Source organism: Paenibacillus sp. GP183 (genome assembly GCF_900104695.1).
In the GTDB taxonomy this organism is placed as follows: Bacteria; Bacillota; Bacilli; order Paenibacillales; family NBRC-103111; genus Paenibacillus_AI.
Genome location: NZ_FNSW01000001.1, coordinates 524,223 through 540,889 on the forward strand (window position 1 = coordinate 524,223; position 16,667 = coordinate 540,889).

The following is a 16,667-nucleotide window of genomic DNA, read 5'->3' on the forward strand; positions in this document are numbered from 1 at the left end:
GGTTTGGAACTGAATCAGTATCTATCAATGTTCATCGATGAATCCAGAGAGCATTTACAGGCTATGAACGAAAATCTGCTTAGTTTGGAGAACAATCCAAACGATATCAGCATTGTTCAGAGCATTTTTCGATCCGCACATACCCTTAAGGGGATGTCAGCGACAATGGGATTTGATGATATCGCATCATTAACGCATGAAATGGAAAATGTACTTGATTTGGTTCGCAACAACAAGATCACCATGAATTCATTCATCATCGATTGTATTTTTAAAAGCTTGGATTCATTGGAATCGATGGTTGAAGATATTATCCAGGGAGGAACCGGCAAGGCCGATATTACGAACATCGTCGCTTCCCTGGTATCCATTGTTACTGGGGACTATCTAAGCGGAGCAGTGAAAACTTCTGCAAAAACTCCCGAGAAGGAAACCTCTAGAGGCATTGAAGTGGATGAATATCAATTTTCCATTCTTCAGCAATCCATTGAATCCGGTTTTCTTGTATTTTACATAGAAGTAGCAGTACGTGAGGATTGTGTATTAAAAGCGGCAAGAGCTTATATGGTATTCGACACTTTGGAGCGAATGGGAGAGGTCGTTAAATCTACACCTTCGGTACAGGATATCGAGCAAGAGAAGTTTGACCGTTCTTTTTCCGTCTTTTATATTTCCAAAGTGGATAAGGATGAACTGGAAAAACACATATTGAACGTGTCCGAAATTGAATCGGCAATGATTCTTGCCGTGGATAAGAATACTATGGGTGAAATGGTCCGTAATTCACTTCCGGACTCAGAGACAGAAGCTGCGAAAGCGATTCAAGAAATGGCGGCTACATCTCAATCAGCAGTCTTGGAAGAGCCGGGATCCATTGCAGCAGATGCGGGTGTACCCAGACCGAATGCTGCTGCAGCATCTGGAGGGGCTCCGGTAGCGAACCGTACGATTCGGGTAGATATCGAACGGCTCGACACCTTAATGAATTTATTTAGCGAGCTGTTGATTGACCGAGTTCGATTGGAGCAGCTTGCAAGTGAAGTTAAACGCAACGATCTGACAGAAACCGTTGAGCACATGTCCCGGGTCAGCAGTGACTTGCAAAACATCGTGCTGAAGCTGCGGATGGTCCCGGTAGATTCCGTATTCAACCGTTTTCCTCGGATGATTCGCGATTTAGCCAAATCGTTGGACAAAAAAGTCGATCTGGTCATTTCCGGCGCCGATACGGAATTGGATCGCACTGTTATTGATGAGATCGGAGATCCGCTTGTTCACTTGCTGCGCAATTCTATAGACCACGGTGTCGAATCGATTCAAGAACGTCAGGCTGCCGGCAAAAAAGAGACGGGCACGATCCAGCTCCGCGCTTTCCACAGCGGCAATCACGTATTTATTGAAATCGAAGATGACGGCAAAGGCATTAACCGTGATATTGTGCTCAAAAAAGCGATTAAAAATGGTCTTGTCAGCCAGGAGCAAGCAAGCAAGCTTGATGATGCTGAAGTATACCAATTGCTCTTTGAATCCGGTTTTAGCACCGCCGATAAAATATCCGATATTTCCGGGCGCGGTGTCGGGCTCGATGTAGTGAAGACCAAAATCCATACGCTTGGAGGACATGTACAGGTAGAGTCCAAGCTGGGCTTGGGGAGCAAGTTTTCTGTGCAACTGCCGCTTACTTTATCTATCATTTCGGCTATGCTCGTCCGACTCGGCAGGGAGAAATACGCAATTCCATTATCTTCCATCGTCGAAACCTCGGCCATCCCGCAGAGCCAAATTCGCCATATTCAGGGCAATCCCATGATAGATTACCGCAAATCTATCATTCCCCTGGTCTCTTTGAGCCAATTATTCGGTGTACCGAATAATAACGATCTGGCCGAAGAGGAGATCGAGATTGTTGTCGTTCGCAAGGGAGATAAGCAAATTGCATTAATGGTCGATGAATTTATTGGCCAGCAAGAAATTGTCTTAAAGGCATTAGGAAATTATTTGACAGGGTTGTTCGCCATCTCGGGCGCGACGATATTGGGAGACGGCCAAGTGGCGCTCATTATCGATACGAATGCACTGATCAAGTAAACTACCATTCTAGGAGGATTTCCCATGGGAGAAGAGAAGAAAGTAATTGTATTTGCTCTTGGCAGTGAGGAATACGGCGTCGAAGTTGATAAAGTAAGAACGATCGAACGCATGCAGCCGATGACGCGGGTTCCTAAAGTGCCTGCATTTATTAATGGAGTCATCAATCTTCGCGGTGTTGTTGTTCCTATTATCGATTTAAGAGCTAGATTCGGATTGGAACTTGCAGAATACAATGACAATACAAGGATTATCATTGTCTCTGCAGAGGAGTACGAAGTAGGCCTTATCGTAGATTCGGCTAACGATGTCATTGATCTGGACAGCGATGAGATTAACTCGCCGCCGGAAATTGTCGGAGGGATCAAAGCCAAGTATTTGGACGGTATAGCGCGTGTGGGTGAAAACCGGCTGCTTGTGCTGCTTAATCTGGAGAGGGTTCTGGATAAAAGTGAAATTCAACAGCTTGAAGGAATTGGAGAGTAACCTCAGTGGATGTGTTCAAGGATTTGGCCGATTTTCAAATGGATGTCCTTAAGGAAGTAGGCAACATCGGTGCCGGCCATGCAGCCACAGCCTTGTCAAAGCTGCTTGATAAGCCCACTGATATGCTCGTACCCAATGTGCTTATGCTTCCGTTTGAAGAAATATGTGAAATTGTAGGCGGAGCAGAAACCGTGGTCCTTGCGATTTTTCTTCGAGTGGACGGTGACGCACCCGGCAATATGTTCTTTATTCTGAACCTCGAATCGGCAAAGAACATGCTTCGCCATTTGGTAGGCTTTGATGAGAAGGTGGAAGAGCCGTACACTGAAATGGAATTATCGGCCTTGAATGAAATTGGCAATATTTTAGCTGGCTCCTATTTATCTTCATTGGCGGATTTTACCCATTTGCACATGTCACCGACGGTTCCTTCTCTTTCCATTGATATGGCAGGTGCCATTCTGAGTTATGGACTTCTCCAATTTGGCCAAATGGGTGATCGGGCTTTATTGATTGATACCAAATTTTTGGAGGGGGAAAATGAGGTTCAGGGGCACTTTTTCTTAATCCCTGATCCCGATTCCTTCGCAAAAATTTTTGAGGCATTGGGAGTCGAATCTCCATGATCCAGGAACATTTGATCAAGGTTGGAATGGCCGATCTGAATGTTGCTTACCTGAAAGGTGTATTAAAAACTACCGGGCTCGGCTCGTGTGTAGGAGTTACACTTTATGATGCAAGAGCTAAAGTTGCCGGAATGACCCATGTTATGCTGCCCTCTTCGGATATTGCAAGGGAAGGTTCATTCAATAAATCGAAGTATGCAGATACGGCAATTCCCGAGTTGATCAAGCGAATGGAACTGCACGGAGCATCGGTTCTGAGAATGGAAGCCAAGCTTGCAGGAGGCGCTCAAATGTTTGCTTTTGCAGGGAATCATGATACGATGAGAATTGGTCCAAGAAATGTAGAATCTTGTAAAGAAATATTAAAAAAATACTCGATTCCAATTAAAGCTGAGGATACCGGCGCTAACTACGGGCGTACGATCGAATTCGATTGCGAGACCGGCAAACTGCTCGTTCGCAGCGTTCAGCAAGGAGTTAAGGAACTATAATCATGATAGGTACAATTCGAATCAATTGGATCGTTTCACTGGTTGCGGGCATACTCACATTCTTGCTCTCCGTGGCAAATAATTTTTTTTTGACAACCTGTTTAAGAAGCCTGTACAGCTTTGTGATCTTATTTATTTTGACCTATGCATTTCGTTTTTTACTTGCTGTTTTTGGTGGCGCGGACTTTTTTACTCCACTCGGTTCGGAGCCGTCCGAATCCGAATCGGATGAAGGCCATCTGGGTTCTCAACTGGATCTGGCTACTCCCGACGATGATGAAGCCACCAGGCAAATGCTCAGGAACAATTTGGACAATCCCGGGCAGATTTTGGATGATGATTTGCCTTTCTCACCGCTCACTCCGCCAAAGCTGATCACCAAGAACAACCTGGACCCTGAACAACTGGCAGGAGCGCTCAGGCGTTTGTCAGAAGATTAAGGATGGTGAATGAAGTCATGATCGAACAAAAGCACTCTCCACTAGCCAACCACGAGCTTTGGATGGAATGGAAGGAACATGGACAGTTTCCTGCCAAGCAAGCGCTTATTGAACTGTTTTTGCCTCTGGTCGATTACGTATCCGGCCGTCTTGCCATTGGACTCCCCAAGAGTGTATCGAAGGATGACCTGTCCAGTTACGGGGTTATGGGACTCATCGATGCTGTCGAAAAGTTCGATTATGCCAGAGGTCTTCAATTTGAGACCTACGCGTCCTGGCGCATTCGTGGAGCTATTATTGATGGTCTCCGGCAAGGAGATTGGGTTCCAAGGTCAGTGCGCGAAAAGGCCAAGAAGATTGAAGAGGCCTATCAAAAGCTGGAGCAGGACTACCTCAGATCGGTAACGGATTCGGAAATCAGCACTTATCTTCAAGTCTCCGAGCAGGAATTTCAGCAAATGCTTCAGGATATTGCCATCACCACCATCTGCTCTGTAGATGATCCTATACGTGAAGAAGAATCAGAGACTCGACTTTCTCTGCTCATCGACGATAAAGCGAAAAACCCGGAATACAAAGTCAATGAATTTTTTCTCCAGGAATCCCTGGCTCGCGCGATTGAAAGATTGACCGAGAAAGAGAGAACGGTCATCTCCTTATTTTATTATGAGGACCTTTCATTAAGCGAGATTGCCGAGGTTATGAATCTATCTCCCTCTCGAATATCTCAGCTGCACTCCAAAGCTATTTTGAGATTAAAAGGATCTCTTAGCCGATTTAAAGTACAGTTGTTTCAAGATAGCTAAATATAAGGGGCCGGAAAGGTGGTATCTCCATGAATGAACGGAGCATGCCTTTGGATTACTACGTGACTATTTCCACTTCGGACGATAAGTTATCAGCTTATTTATTGATAAGCAATACGAATGATAGCTTTAGCGTCAAAATTGGAGAACTGGAAGAGCTGCTGAAGTCGCACTCCATTATTCATGGTGTCGACCGAACGCAATTGGTGCAAATCGCTTCCGACCCAAAGCCATATTTTTTTCAAAAGGTGACTATCGCTAGGGGAACTAAAGCCATTGATGGACTAAACGGTTCGATCAAATACATCTACGATCTGGATAATGAAGACAAAAGACCGCTTGAGCTTGAGGATGGCAAGGTGGATTTCAAGCAGGTTCTTTCCCTACATAATGTGAAGAAGGGCCAGCTCATCGGCCAAAGAATTCTCGCAACGGAAGGCAACCCGGGAAGAGCTGTGACCGGAGAAGTTATATTTGCGAAGGCCGGTAAAGAAGCACGCTTTAAAATCGGTAAAAATGTTATTATGGATGCCGACCGAATGGCCATCTACTCTGCGATTGACGGGATGATCGTGAAAACGGATCGCGATAAAATCAACGTTTTCCCGATTTATGAAATCAATGGCGATGTGGATTATAGTGTTGGCCATATCGATTTTATCGGTACCGTCGTAGTCCGCGGCAATGTCTTGCCTGGTTTCAAAATTCGGGCTGCCGGAGATATCCGGGTGCTCGGAGGCGTCGAAGCTGCAGAACTGGAAGCGGACGGCTCCATTGAGATTTCTGCCGGGATCGTGGGGCAGAGCAAAGCCAAGGTGAAAGCTGGTAAAAATGTGAAAAGCTCCTTCATCCAGGATGCGGTTGTTGAAGCTTCCGAAGATGTCATCGTGAGCCAAAGTATCATGCATTCCACTATTCGAGCGGGACGTACTGTTAATTGTAACGGCTCCAAAGGACTTATCGTTGGCGGTACCATTCAAGCAGGTGAAAAGGTCGTTGCCCGAACCATCGGTAATTCGATGGCGACTGTAACCGTAGTTGAGGTTGGTGTGCTGCCGGAGCTGCGCAATGAATTGATTCATTTGCGCGGGCAGCTCAAAGTCCTTTCGGAAAATTCGGACAAGTCGGACAAAGCCCTTTCACTTTTGGATCAGTTAGCCGCTGCAGGCCAACTCAGTCCCGATAAGGTAGCCATGCGCATAAAATTGAATCATACGAAGAAGCAGGCGTTCGAGGAGCTGACTGCCATCCGTGAAAGGATCCTCGAAATTGAAAAATCATTAGAGGATTCGGAGCATGCGAAGGTGCAAGTGATTTCGACGATTTATGGCGGAGCCAAGGTTGTCATCGGCCGCTATACCAAATTCATCAAAGACCCTGTAAGTCGGCTCATGTTTCAATTAAACGATGGCGATATTTCAATGGTGGCTTTCAAATAGCCTGCCTGTCGGACTTGCATCTTTTAGAGGGAGATGTTTGAGATGAGTATGAGATCGATTGATCTGCAGTTTGCTTTGCACAAAAACGATGAAGCCGGAATCAAGCAAAATCAGTTATCGCAAAAGCCCCAGCAAGATCAGGCGATCCTGGAGACTCAATCCGCATTGTCAACTGAAAAACAGCGTACGCGCGCCCAGATGGTGGATGAAAGTTCATCCACAGGAATCAGGGATGCCATGAAAGAAAAGCATCAAAAGCAGGGCAAGGACAGCCAAAAGAATCAAGCCAAGGCTGAAAAAAGCGGCCGGGGCGGAAAGTCCGAGCATCCCTACAAAGGGCATCATCTTGATATTTCACTTTAATAAGCTTGGAACAGGCCCAATTGGGGTTTACTTTGCTGGAAAAGGGAGTCGTTATTATGTATCCGTGGATGTACGTAGTTCTGCTCGGTCTGGTGCTGATTGTTTATGCACGGCTTTTGCCCAAGAGTGAAACAGCCGCCCCGAGGAACACGGTCGTTCAGGAAATTGAAGAGACAATTGAACATTTTGCGGTTGAAATGGACGAGCAAAATAAAGCGATCCTGGATTTATTCACGAGAACGAAACAGGATTATGAAGTAGAGCTGGCCAAGCTTTCGGGTAGAATGGAGCTATTGGAAAAGCAGAAAAGCGAGCTTTCCCAGGAATTGAGCAAAATTCACATATCCAGTCAAGTTGGGGCGATGACCGCTGCATCCAGTAACGCAGTACCAGCTGCAGCAGGCATGAACGATGCGTCTGTTGCTGCCAGTACCGTCTCGGTGCCACGCCGAAGGGGCAAGGCTGCTGACATGGCGAAGGAACCCGAACCATCCATAGAAGAGGCACCGCCGCTCAGTCTTAATATGAAATCAAGATATGCGGAGCTATTCAGCCTGCACGATCAAGGGAAGGGCGTCGAAATCATCGCCAAAAAGTTGGGTATGAACAAAGGCGAAGTCAATTTGATCATTCAGCTTTCCAAGCAGGAGGAACGGTCCCGTGTTTAAAAATAAAATCTATTTGAACGGACTGGGAGTCGGCCTCATTGTTGGCGCTATTCTGCTTCAATTGATGCTCGTTTCGAAAGAAGCTTCAAGCAAATTCTCAGCTTCCGAGTCCATGGCCAGAGTAAAACCTCAAACTACCCAGACAGCCCAATCTGCAGACGCAGATTTGCAGAAATTGAAAGCCGAAGCGGCCAAAAGCTTTCAAGTTTTTGATAAAAACGTAAAGCTCTATACCCAAGCGGAATATGATGCGGAATTGCAAAAGAAGCTCAAGGAAGAAAAGGATAAATCCGCAGCAGCCAGTCCGACGCCAAGCAAGCGCACTTATATTTATATTCAGCCCAATTTGCCTGCATCTTCTGTGGCAGAGCTTCTATATAGAGCGGAAATTGTGACAGATCGCCGGGCACTGGAGGAAGAGCTGGTCAAACAGAACGCCGTAAACAAGATGCAGGTAGGTTTTCATGTGTTTGAGGGGACGCCAAATATGCAGCAGGTGATCAAAAATCTGACATCAGAGCAATGAAGCGCCGTGTTGCATCCCTATGTCAGTTATGGTATATTTATTCTCGGTGTTAAAATCTCACGCCGATCAATTCATATAACGGTGCTTGCCTGGCAAGTTTTATATGAAAGTGCGATCGAGCGGCGGTCAACACAAAAACCAAAACAGAGGAGGTATGGAGATGGCAGTTATTTCCATGAAGCAGCTTTTAGAAGCTGGGGTACACTTCGGTCACCAGACACGTCGCTGGAATCCTAAAATGGACAAATACATCTTCACCGAAAGAAACGGGATTTACATTATTGACCTGCAAAAGACAGTGAAAAAAGTTGATGAAGCTTATAACTTCGTTAAATCCGTATCTGCAGAGAACGGCACGATTCTTTTCGTAGGAACCAAGAAACAAGCGCAGGATTCTGTAGCTGAAGAAGCAGCTCGCTGCGGTATGTTCTACATCAACCAGCGTTGGTTGGGTGGTACGCTCACGAACTTCCAGACGATCCAAAAGCGTATCGATCGTTTGAAAGAGCTGGAAAGATGGTCAGAAGATGGAACCTTCGAGGTTCTTCCCAAGAAAGAAGTTATCATTCTTAACAAAGAAAAAGATCGTTTGGAGAAATTCCTTGGCGGCATCAAGAACATGAGAGGCCTGCCTAGCGCTTTGTTTATCATCGATCCTCGTAAAGAGCGTATTGCTGTAGCGGAAGCTCGCAAACTGGGAATTCCTATCGTAGGTATTGTCGATACCAACTGTGATCCGGATGAAATCGATTATGTGATTCCGGGTAACGATGACGCAATCCGCGCTGTGAAACTGTTGACAGCCAAAATTGCCGATGCGGTGATCGAAGCTCACCAGGGCGAACAAACAACAGCTTAAACCTATAAGCATGAAACAGAATGAGGGTGGTTGGAAGGTGTAACAGCCTATCACCGCCCTTTTTCTCCACATAGGATGGTTTCATACAATAATCAATTTTCGGGGAGGTTCCTTTTATGGCAGTAACAGCTCAAATGGTCAAAGAATTGCGTGAAAAAACAGGCGCGGGTATGCTGGATTGCAAAAAAGCACTGGAAGAAGCAAACGGTGATTTAACCAAAGCAGGAGAGCTTCTTCGCGAGAAAGGACTTGCTGCAGCTTCGAATAAAGCAGGACGTATTGCGACTGAAGGTGCTGTTGAATCTTATATCCATGCCGGCGGTAAGGTTGGCGTGCTCGTTGAAGTGAATTGTGAAACCGACTTCGTTGGTAAAACAGAACAATTCAGATCCTTCGTCAGAGATCTTGCAATGCACATAGCGGCAGCAAGCCCAATTTATGTGAAACGTGAAGACGTTCCGCATGAGGCTTTGGATAAAGAGAAAGAAATACTTCGCAACCAGGCTTTGAATGAAGGCAAACCGGAAAAAATCGTCGATAAAATGGTAGAAGGCCGCATCAGCAAATATTATGAAGAGTTCTGTTTGATGGAACAGTCATTCATCAAGGATCCGGATAAAACGATCTCCCAATTGCTGAATGAAAAAATCTCCCAAATCGGAGAAAATATTTCAATTCGCCGTTTCGTACGATTTGGCCTAGGTGAAGGACTTGAGAAAAAACAAGAGAACTTTGCTGAAGAAGTTATGTCCCAGGTGAAACTCTAATATTCATCCTTCCAAAAAGAATGGAACACAGTGTGTTCCTTCTTTTTTAAACTTTATTCGCTTTGGGAACGGGGGTTTTACAAGTTGGAGCGTCCTTTTTATAAAAGAGTGATTTTGAAATTAAGCGGGGAAGCTTTGGCTGGACAGCTAGGCTACGGGATTGATGCTGAAGTGATGACTTCGGTAGCCTATCAAGTGAAAGAAGTCGTTGATTTGAATGTTGAAGTTGCCGTAGTTGTTGGCGGCGGCAACATATGGAGAGGAATTGCCGGCAGCGCCAAGGGCATCGATCGTGCGACTGCAGACTACATGGGCATGCTCGCTACTGTGATGAATGCGCTGGCGCTCCAGGATGCATTGGAGACCATCGGAGTGCCGACGCGGGTCCAATCCTCGATTACGATGCAGCAGGTGGCAGAGCCCTACATACGCCGAAGAGCGATGCGGCACCTTGAAAAAGGAAGAGTCGTGATTTTCGCAGCAGGCACAGGGAATCCTTATTTCTCCACCGATACGACAGCGGCGCTTAGAGCGGCGGAGATTGAAGCGGATGTTATCCTGATGGCCAAGAACAAAGTGGATGGCGTATATTCCGCTGATCCTTTTAAAGACAGCTCAGCTGTCAAATATGAAACATTGACTTATATGGAAGTGCTGAGCAACAATTTAGGCGTCATGGACTCGACGGCTTCCTCACTGTGTATGGATAACAACATCCCGTTGGTGGTGTTCTCGATCACAGAGAAAGGGAATATTAAACGAGTTGTCCTTGGCGAGAAGATCGGGACCACAGTTAAAGGGAGTGTATAGGATATGCCACAATCGGTCAAACAAAGTGCGGAAGACCGGATGGATAAAGCAATCGGTGCATTAAAGCGAGATTTGGCTTCTCTGCGTGCAGGCCGAGCTACACCTGCTCTGCTTGACAGAATCCAGGTTGAGTACTATGGTGCCATGACTCCAGTCAACCAGCTTGCGAACTTGAGCACACCGGATTCACGTACGCTGCTTATTCAGCCTTGGGATAAAAGCTCCATGAGCACTATCGAAAAGGCCATTATGAAATCGGATTTGGGGCTCTCGCCTTCCAACGACGGCACCGTCATTCGTATCGTGATCCCCGCATTGACAGAAGAGCGCCGGACGGATTTGGTCAAAATGACGAAAAAGTACGGAGAAGAAGCGAAGATTGCGATTCGAAACATTCGCCGAGATGCTAACGATGAAATCAAAAAGCTGGAGAAATCGGGCATTTCGGAAGACGAATCCCGACGGCATCAAGAAGATATCCAGAAATTTACCGATAAATATATTGCTGAAGTAGACAAAGTATTGGCCTCCAAAGAAAAAGAAATTATGGAAGTGTAAGCTTCAGGCCAGTCCCCGGTATGTACTGGGGATTTTTCATCTTTCCTTAGGTGGGGGAACCAAGATGCTCAATCCGTTTAAGAAATGGCTCGGGAACTTAGAAAAAAAAGATGCTCCTATATCCCCGTCCATTGATCTGGCGAATGTTCCAACCCATGTGGCGATCATCATGGATGGCAATGGCCGCTGGGCGAAGCAGCGCGGGCTGCCGCGAGTTGCAGGGCATCATTCAGGCATGAAGAATGTGAAGAAAATTACGATTGCGGCTAATGATATCGGTGTAAAAGTACTAACGATGTACGCTTTTTCTACGGAAAACTGGAAAAGGCCAAAAGAGGAAGTTGAATTCCTGATGAAGCTTCCGCAGGAATTTTTTCCGATGGAAATTGCAGAATTAGTCGAAAAAAATGTCAGAATTCGCATGACCGGATGGAAGGAAAGCTTGCCGGATCATACCCTCAGCGCGATCGAGGATGCCATTGAACGTACCAAACATAATACCGGCCTTATCCTTAACTTTGCCTTGAATTACGGGGGGCGCAAGGAAATTTTAGCTGGCATTCAAGATATGGTTCAAGATGTACAAGCCGGAACCTTTCACATGGAAGATTTGGATGAAGAAACTTTTTCATCGTATATGCTTACGGAAGATCTTCCCGATCCGGATCTGCTCATTCGCACAAGCGGGGAACTGAGGCTCAGTAATTTTTTATTATGGCAGTTGGCCTACTCCGAGCTATGGTTTACAGATGCCTATTGGCCAGAATTCACTGAGGACATTTTTTACCAAGCTATTGCGGAATATCAGCGAAGAGCCAGAAGATACGGCGGCATTTAAAGTTACCAGGAGGAATTAACTTGAAGCAGCGCATCTTAACGGGGGTTATGGCCGGACTCTTCTTTTTTATTTTTCTGATGTTGGGAGGTTACTGGTACTCCGGATTGATCCTACTGCTTTCGATCATTGGGTACGATGAGTTTGCTCGTATGAATGATATGAAAAAGCATAGATGGACATCAGCAATCGGGTTAGCAGCTATGCTGCTCATCGCAATACCCTGGGAGACCAATTCATTTTTCTTGAATTTGGATCTGACAGCTGTCATTTGGATAGCTATGTTTGTTCTGCTTTTCATTACGGTATCATCCAAGAATGCCATTACGATTGATCAAATATCCGTGCTATGGCTGGGTGCTGTTTATATTGGCATGGGTTTCCATTATATGATGTCTATCCGAATTACCGATCATGGGTTATTTTGGTCGATCTTTATTTTCATATGTATTTGGGCTTCCGATTCAGGTGCTTATTTTGTGGGCTCGAAGCTGGGAAAGCATCCTTTATGGCCCCAGATCAGTCCGAAAAAATCAATCGAAGGCGCAATTGGCGGCATTATCTTCTCTGTTATAGCGGCTCTGATCTTTGCAGGATTTGTTCCTGAGCTTCTTACCTATGCACGAGCTATCCTGTTAGGGTTTGTTATCGCCATTGTAGGACAATTGGGAGATTTGATCCAATCCGCCTATAAAAGAGTGAAGGGCATTAAAGATTCAGGAAAGCTTCTGCCTGGACATGGCGGAGTCCTTGACCGAGTGGACAGCTGGCTGATCGTATTTCCATTTCTTTTCTGGCTCGGTCTTATTCCTCATTAAACCATTCGAGGTGACTATGACTAAACGTATAGCAATATTGGGCTCCACGGGTTCCATCGGGACACAAACCTTAGATGTCATCGCCCATGAACCGGAGCGGTATCAGGTTGAAGCTCTCTCGGGCGGCTATAATCTGGCTCTGCTTATTCAGCAGGTAAACCAGTTTCGTCCCAAATTTGTTTCCATCGCAAACAAAGCGCTTGCCGATGAATTGGCATTACATATCCCGTCTGGCACCAAAGTATATTACGGAGATGACGGGCTCATCCAAACAGCAGCAGGAACCGATGCTGATCTTGTCGTTACTGCATTGGTAGGCAGTCAAGGATTAAGGCCAACCTTGGCGGCCATAGATGCAGGCAAACATATAGGTCTGGCCAATAAAGAAACACTGGTCAGTGCAGGACATATCGTCATGAATGCTGTCAAGCGAAAAGGCGTATCGCTGCTGCCCATTGACAGTGAGCATTCAGCCATTTTTCAATGTCTGAACGGTGAGAATCGAACCGACGTTGCCAGCATTACGTTGACCGCATCCGGAGGATCGTTTCGAGATCGCTCACGTAAAGAGCTTGAGGGAGTAACAGTCGAACAAGCATTACGGCATCCCAATTGGTCGATGGGGGCCAAGATTACCATTGATTCGGCAACGATGGTGAACAAGGGGCTTGAAGTCATGGAGGCCCATTGGTTGTTCGAGCTTTCCTACGACCAGATTAACGTGCTTCTTCATCCGGAGAGTGTGATCCACTCTTATGTGCATTTTGTCGATCACAGCATCATCGCCCAGTTGGGCAATCCGGATATGCGCATCCCGATCCAATATGCACTTACATACCCAAATCGTTTCGCGACTCCAACGAAACCGTTAAATCTCGCAGAAATTGGCAAACTGCATTTTCGGGACATGGATTATGCCAGATTCCCGTGTTTAAGAATGGCTTATGAATGCGGAAGGCAAGGGGGATCTGCCCCTACGGTTTTTAATGCCGCCAATGAAATGGCCGTTGCCCGGTTTTTAAAAGGGGAGCTGTCCTTTTTGCAAATTGAAAATGTGATTGAAGAAACGCTGCAGCACCATACGGTTATTGACGAACCGACTCTGGAAGTTATTCATGAGGTTGATCAATGGGCAAGAGCTTGCGCAGCCGAAGCTTTATTATAAGCTAATAGTCTAATCGGGCCTTACCTCAAGTATACTTGTGCTAAGATAGGGGCAGCTTGTATTCAAACGTTCAAAAATGGTAATCTTAGAGCAGACTACCTGCACAAATTACTTGAATGTTAAGGAGGAAGGAACGAATTGTCCACAATTGAGGTTGTGTTGAAGGTTATTTTGTTGTTTTTCGTTCTGGTTACTATACATGAATGGGGTCATTTTTATTTCGCCAAACGGGCTGGAATTCTCGTTAGAGAATTTGCCATTGGCTTTGGGCCCAAGCTCTTTTCATATAAAAAAGGCGAGACTCGTTACACCCTGCGGCTTCTGCCGATTGGCGGATTTGTTCGAATGGCGGGGGAAGACCCGGAAATTGTACAGGTCAATCCGGGTCAAACCGTTGCCATAAAGCTGAATACGGCCGGTGAAATTACTCATCTGTATCTGGATCAATTAAACACACGTGCTCAGGTTATTCAAGGGGTTGTCGAGTTCATCGATCTGGAGTGGCAGCTGACTCTTACTTTAGAAGTGGACGGCGAAAAGCTGACATTTCCAGTGCATCCGAGAGCTATGATGGTCACCAAAGGCTCGGAAACCCAGATTGCTCCGTACAATCGTCAATTCGGCAGTAAAAGTGTTGGTAAAAGGGCACTTTCTATCGTTATGGGACCGGTCATGAACTTTTTGCTTGCGATTGTTTTGTTTTTTATACTAATTATGATTACAGGTGTATTCACCAACGTTAAGCTGGATACAGTTGATCCGGGAAAAGCGGGGGATAAAGCCGGTCTTAAAGCAGGCGATATTGTCATTTCCGTTAATAATGAACCCATTGGCGAAAACCGGGAAAAGCTGACAACCTTGATCCAGCAAAATCCGAACAAAAAAATGTCCTGGCTCGTTGAACGCGGCGGAAGCACAATTCCGATTGATGTTGTGCCGTTAGCCGATGATGCAGGGACCGGTAAGGTCGGCATCAAGATTAGCGGTGACAAGAGGTCAGCGAATGCGTCCGAGGTCATCACCGGCACTTACAAGCAAGTGGTAGGCTCAACCATTGGGATTTTAACCAGCTTCAAGATGTTGATTTTTGGGCAATTCAAGATGGACGATCTGGGCGGACCCGTTCGCACAGCGCAGGTTACTGCAGAGTTTGCAAGAATGGGTATGAGTTACTTGATCTTCTGGGCAGCCACGCTCAGCTTGTATTTGGGTATATTTAATTTGTTGCCGATCCCTGCACTTGATGGAAGCCGCTTGCTGTTTATGGGTATTGAGGCGCTTAGAGGTAAACCGGTAGACCCCAATAGGGAAAGCATGGTCCATTTCGTGGGATTCGCCTTACTCATGCTGCTCATGGTCGCTGTGACCTACAATGATATATTGAGATTGATTAACGGATAATTTGGAGGAAGACGATGTCAAACGAGAAGCAGTTTGTCAAAGAAATTACACCGCAGGGAGAGGATTTTTCCCGCTGGTATTTGGATGTGATTAAAAAAGCGGATTTAATGAGCTATTCACCGGTAAGAGGCTGTATCGTATTCAAACCGGACAGCTACGAAATCTGGGAAAACATCCAGCATGAGCTGGATCGCATGTTTAAAGAGACCGGCCACCGGAATGCTTATTTTCCGCTTTTTATCCCCGAGAGCTTCTTTCAAAAGGAAAAGGATCATATTGAAGGCTTTAATCCTGAGCTGCCCTGGGTAACTGAAGCTGGCGGAGAAAAGCTCGAAGAGCGTCTTGCCATTCGCCCTACCTCGGAGACTATGGTGGGCCATATGTATGCGGAATGGATTAATTCTTACCGGGACCTGCCGCTGCTGATCAATCAATGGGCCAACGTGGTTCGTTGGGAGAAGCGGACACAGCCGTTCCTTCGGACCAGTGAATTCCTTTGGCAGGAAGGGCATACCGCTCATGAGGATGAGCAGGATGCTCGCCGTGAAACGATGCAGATGCTGGAAATCTATCGTGAATTTGTCGAGGATTTTCTGGCGATGCCGGTGATCGTCGGCCAAAAGACGCCGTCGGAGAAATTTGCCGGAGCCAAGGATACTTTTTCGATTGAAGCTATGATGAAAGACGGAAAGGCTGTACAAGCGGGTACCTCTCATTATATGGGAACCAATTTTGCCGTAGCCTTCGATATTAAATTTCTCGATCGTGAAAATCAGCATCAGTTTGCGCATACCACCTCATGGGGTGCCAGCACACGTCTTATCGGAGCATTAATCATGGTTCACGGAGATGACCGCGGCCTGGTTCTTCCACCTAAAATAGCGCCTACCCAGGCTATCATGATTCCTATCGGTCCTCCAAAATCGAGAGATCAAGTCGTAGGACGCGTCAATGAACTGTATGCCCAGCTGAAAAAAGCAGGTGTTCGTGTTAAAGTGGACGACCGTGCGGATCAAAGCCCCGGTTGGAAATTCAATGAGTATGAGATGCGCGGTGTTCCGGTTCGCATCGAGCTTGGGCCGCGTGATATGGAGAACGGACAGATCGTGCTTGTCTCCAGAGTCAGCGGCGAAAAGAAAATCATCGCCCAATCGGATTTCGTGCAAGAGGTACAAAATCTGCTTGCCGAGATTCATCAGCAGATGTATGATAAAGCGAAGCAATTCCGCGATGAGCATACGATCGCTGTGGATACCATCGATGAATTTAAAGAATTCCTCGAATCCAATAGAGGCTTTGCATTGGCCGGCTGGTGCGGATCAGACGCTTGCGAGGCTCAGGTCAAGGAAGAAACCGGGGCAACCAGCCGAAATATTCCTTTTTCACCGTCGGAACGCAAAGATACCTGCCTGGTGTGCGGCGAAGCTGCTGCGCATACGGTCGTATTTGGCCGAAGCTATTAAAATAGCAAGTTAAATAAATCCAATCAGGGCAATGGAATGCTAGACTCCTTTGCCCTTC

Annotated in this window: 19 protein-coding genes; all 19 read left to right on the top strand. The window is 46.2% G+C overall.

The genetic code is table 11. From position 1 onward, the window contains the following. Positions 1-3: 3 nt before the first annotated feature. The 19 genes from BLV33_RS02630 to proS all read left to right on the top strand — a co-directional run bounded on the left by BLV33_RS02630 (position 4) and on the right by proS (position 16,609). Positions 4-2,088, top strand: a complete 2,085-nt coding sequence (locus tag BLV33_RS02630; protein WP_090788031.1) for a chemotaxis protein CheA — start codon at positions 4-6, stop codon at positions 2,086-2,088. 24 nt (positions 2,089-2,112) lie between these two features. Continuing rightward, the gene (locus BLV33_RS02635; protein ID WP_090788033.1) at positions 2,113-2,574 is read left to right on the top strand and encodes a chemotaxis protein CheW; all 462 of its coding nucleotides are present in this window, start codon (positions 2,113-2,115) and stop codon (positions 2,572-2,574) included. 5 nt (positions 2,575-2,579) lie between these two features. Then, the gene (locus BLV33_RS02640; protein WP_090788035.1) at positions 2,580-3,200 is read left to right on the top strand and encodes a chemotaxis protein CheC; all 621 of its coding nucleotides are present in this window, start codon (positions 2,580-2,582) and stop codon (positions 3,198-3,200) included. Next, positions 3,197-3,691, top strand: coding sequence for a chemotaxis protein CheD (locus tag BLV33_RS02645; protein ID WP_090788036.1), 495 nt, complete (start codon positions 3,197-3,199; stop codon positions 3,689-3,691). Before BLV33_RS02640 ends, BLV33_RS02645 begins: the two co-directional genes overlap by 4 nt. Before the next feature lie 2 nt (positions 3,692-3,693). Next, complete coding sequence (locus BLV33_RS02650) at positions 3,694-4,131, top strand: hypothetical protein (RefSeq protein WP_090788038.1); 438 nt, start codon at positions 3,694-3,696, stop codon at positions 4,129-4,131. Positions 4,132-4,148: 17 nt separating this feature from the next. Beyond that, entirely contained in the window at positions 4,149-4,937 is a 789-nt protein-coding gene (locus tag BLV33_RS02655) for a FliA/WhiG family RNA polymerase sigma factor (protein ID WP_090798607.1), read from the top strand. Positions 4,938-4,966: 29 nt separating this feature from the next. Further along, positions 4,967-6,376 carry a DUF342 domain-containing protein gene (locus BLV33_RS02660; protein WP_090788040.1) on the top strand — a complete coding sequence of 470 codons (1,410 nt, stop codon included), beginning with the start codon at positions 4,967-4,969 and terminating at the stop codon, positions 6,374-6,376. A gap of 42 nt (positions 6,377-6,418) precedes the next feature. Further along, positions 6,419-6,739 carry a hypothetical protein gene (locus BLV33_RS02665; protein WP_090788042.1) on the top strand — a complete coding sequence of 107 codons (321 nt, stop codon included), beginning with the start codon at positions 6,419-6,421 and terminating at the stop codon, positions 6,737-6,739. A gap of 56 nt (positions 6,740-6,795) precedes the next feature. Next, positions 6,796-7,407 (top strand): DUF6115 domain-containing protein, encoded by a 612-nt coding sequence (locus BLV33_RS02670; protein WP_090788044.1) that lies wholly within the window; start codon positions 6,796-6,798, stop codon positions 7,405-7,407. Continuing rightward, the gene (locus BLV33_RS02675) at positions 7,400-7,933 is read left to right on the top strand and encodes a hypothetical protein (protein ID WP_090788046.1); all 534 of its coding nucleotides are present in this window, start codon (positions 7,400-7,402) and stop codon (positions 7,931-7,933) included. The genes BLV33_RS02670 and BLV33_RS02675 overlap by 8 nt, the downstream gene beginning before the upstream one ends. A 160-nt stretch (positions 7,934-8,093) precedes the next feature. Beyond that, entirely contained in the window at positions 8,094-8,792 is a 699-nt protein-coding gene (rpsB, locus tag BLV33_RS02680; protein WP_090788048.1) for a 30S ribosomal protein S2, read from the top strand. Positions 8,793-8,908: 116 nt separating this feature from the next. Further along, a complete protein-coding gene (gene tsf, locus BLV33_RS02685) occupies positions 8,909-9,559 on the top strand; it encodes a translation elongation factor Ts (protein WP_090788050.1) in 651 nt (216 codons plus the stop codon). Between the two features lie 84 nt (positions 9,560-9,643). Continuing rightward, entirely contained in the window at positions 9,644-10,369 is a 726-nt protein-coding gene (gene pyrH, locus BLV33_RS02690; protein ID WP_090788052.1) for a UMP kinase, read from the top strand. Between the two features lie 3 nt (positions 10,370-10,372). Next, positions 10,373-10,927 (top strand): ribosome recycling factor, encoded by a 555-nt coding sequence (gene frr / locus BLV33_RS02695; protein ID WP_090788054.1) that lies wholly within the window; start codon positions 10,373-10,375, stop codon positions 10,925-10,927. Positions 10,928-10,991: 64 nt separating this feature from the next. Then, positions 10,992-11,765 (top strand): isoprenyl transferase, encoded by a 774-nt coding sequence (locus BLV33_RS02700; protein WP_090788056.1) that lies wholly within the window; start codon positions 10,992-10,994, stop codon positions 11,763-11,765. Between the two features lie 20 nt (positions 11,766-11,785). Continuing rightward, positions 11,786-12,580 carry a phosphatidate cytidylyltransferase gene (locus BLV33_RS02705; RefSeq protein ID WP_090788058.1) on the top strand — a complete coding sequence of 265 codons (795 nt, stop codon included), beginning with the start codon at positions 11,786-11,788 and terminating at the stop codon, positions 12,578-12,580. Positions 12,581-12,596: 16 nt separating this feature from the next. Continuing rightward, positions 12,597-13,745 carry a 1-deoxy-D-xylulose-5-phosphate reductoisomerase gene (locus BLV33_RS02710; protein ID WP_090788060.1) on the top strand — a complete coding sequence of 383 codons (1,149 nt, stop codon included), beginning with the start codon at positions 12,597-12,599 and terminating at the stop codon, positions 13,743-13,745. 138 nt (positions 13,746-13,883) lie between these two features. Continuing rightward, on the top strand, positions 13,884-15,146 hold the full coding sequence (gene rseP, locus BLV33_RS02715) for an RIP metalloprotease RseP (RefSeq protein ID WP_090788062.1): 1,263 nt from the start codon (positions 13,884-13,886) through the stop codon (positions 15,144-15,146). Positions 15,147-15,160: 14 nt separating this feature from the next. Further along, positions 15,161-16,609, top strand: a complete 1,449-nt coding sequence (gene proS / locus BLV33_RS02720; RefSeq protein ID WP_090788064.1) for a proline--tRNA ligase — start codon at positions 15,161-15,163, stop codon at positions 16,607-16,609. Positions 16,610-16,667 lie beyond the last annotated feature (58 nt).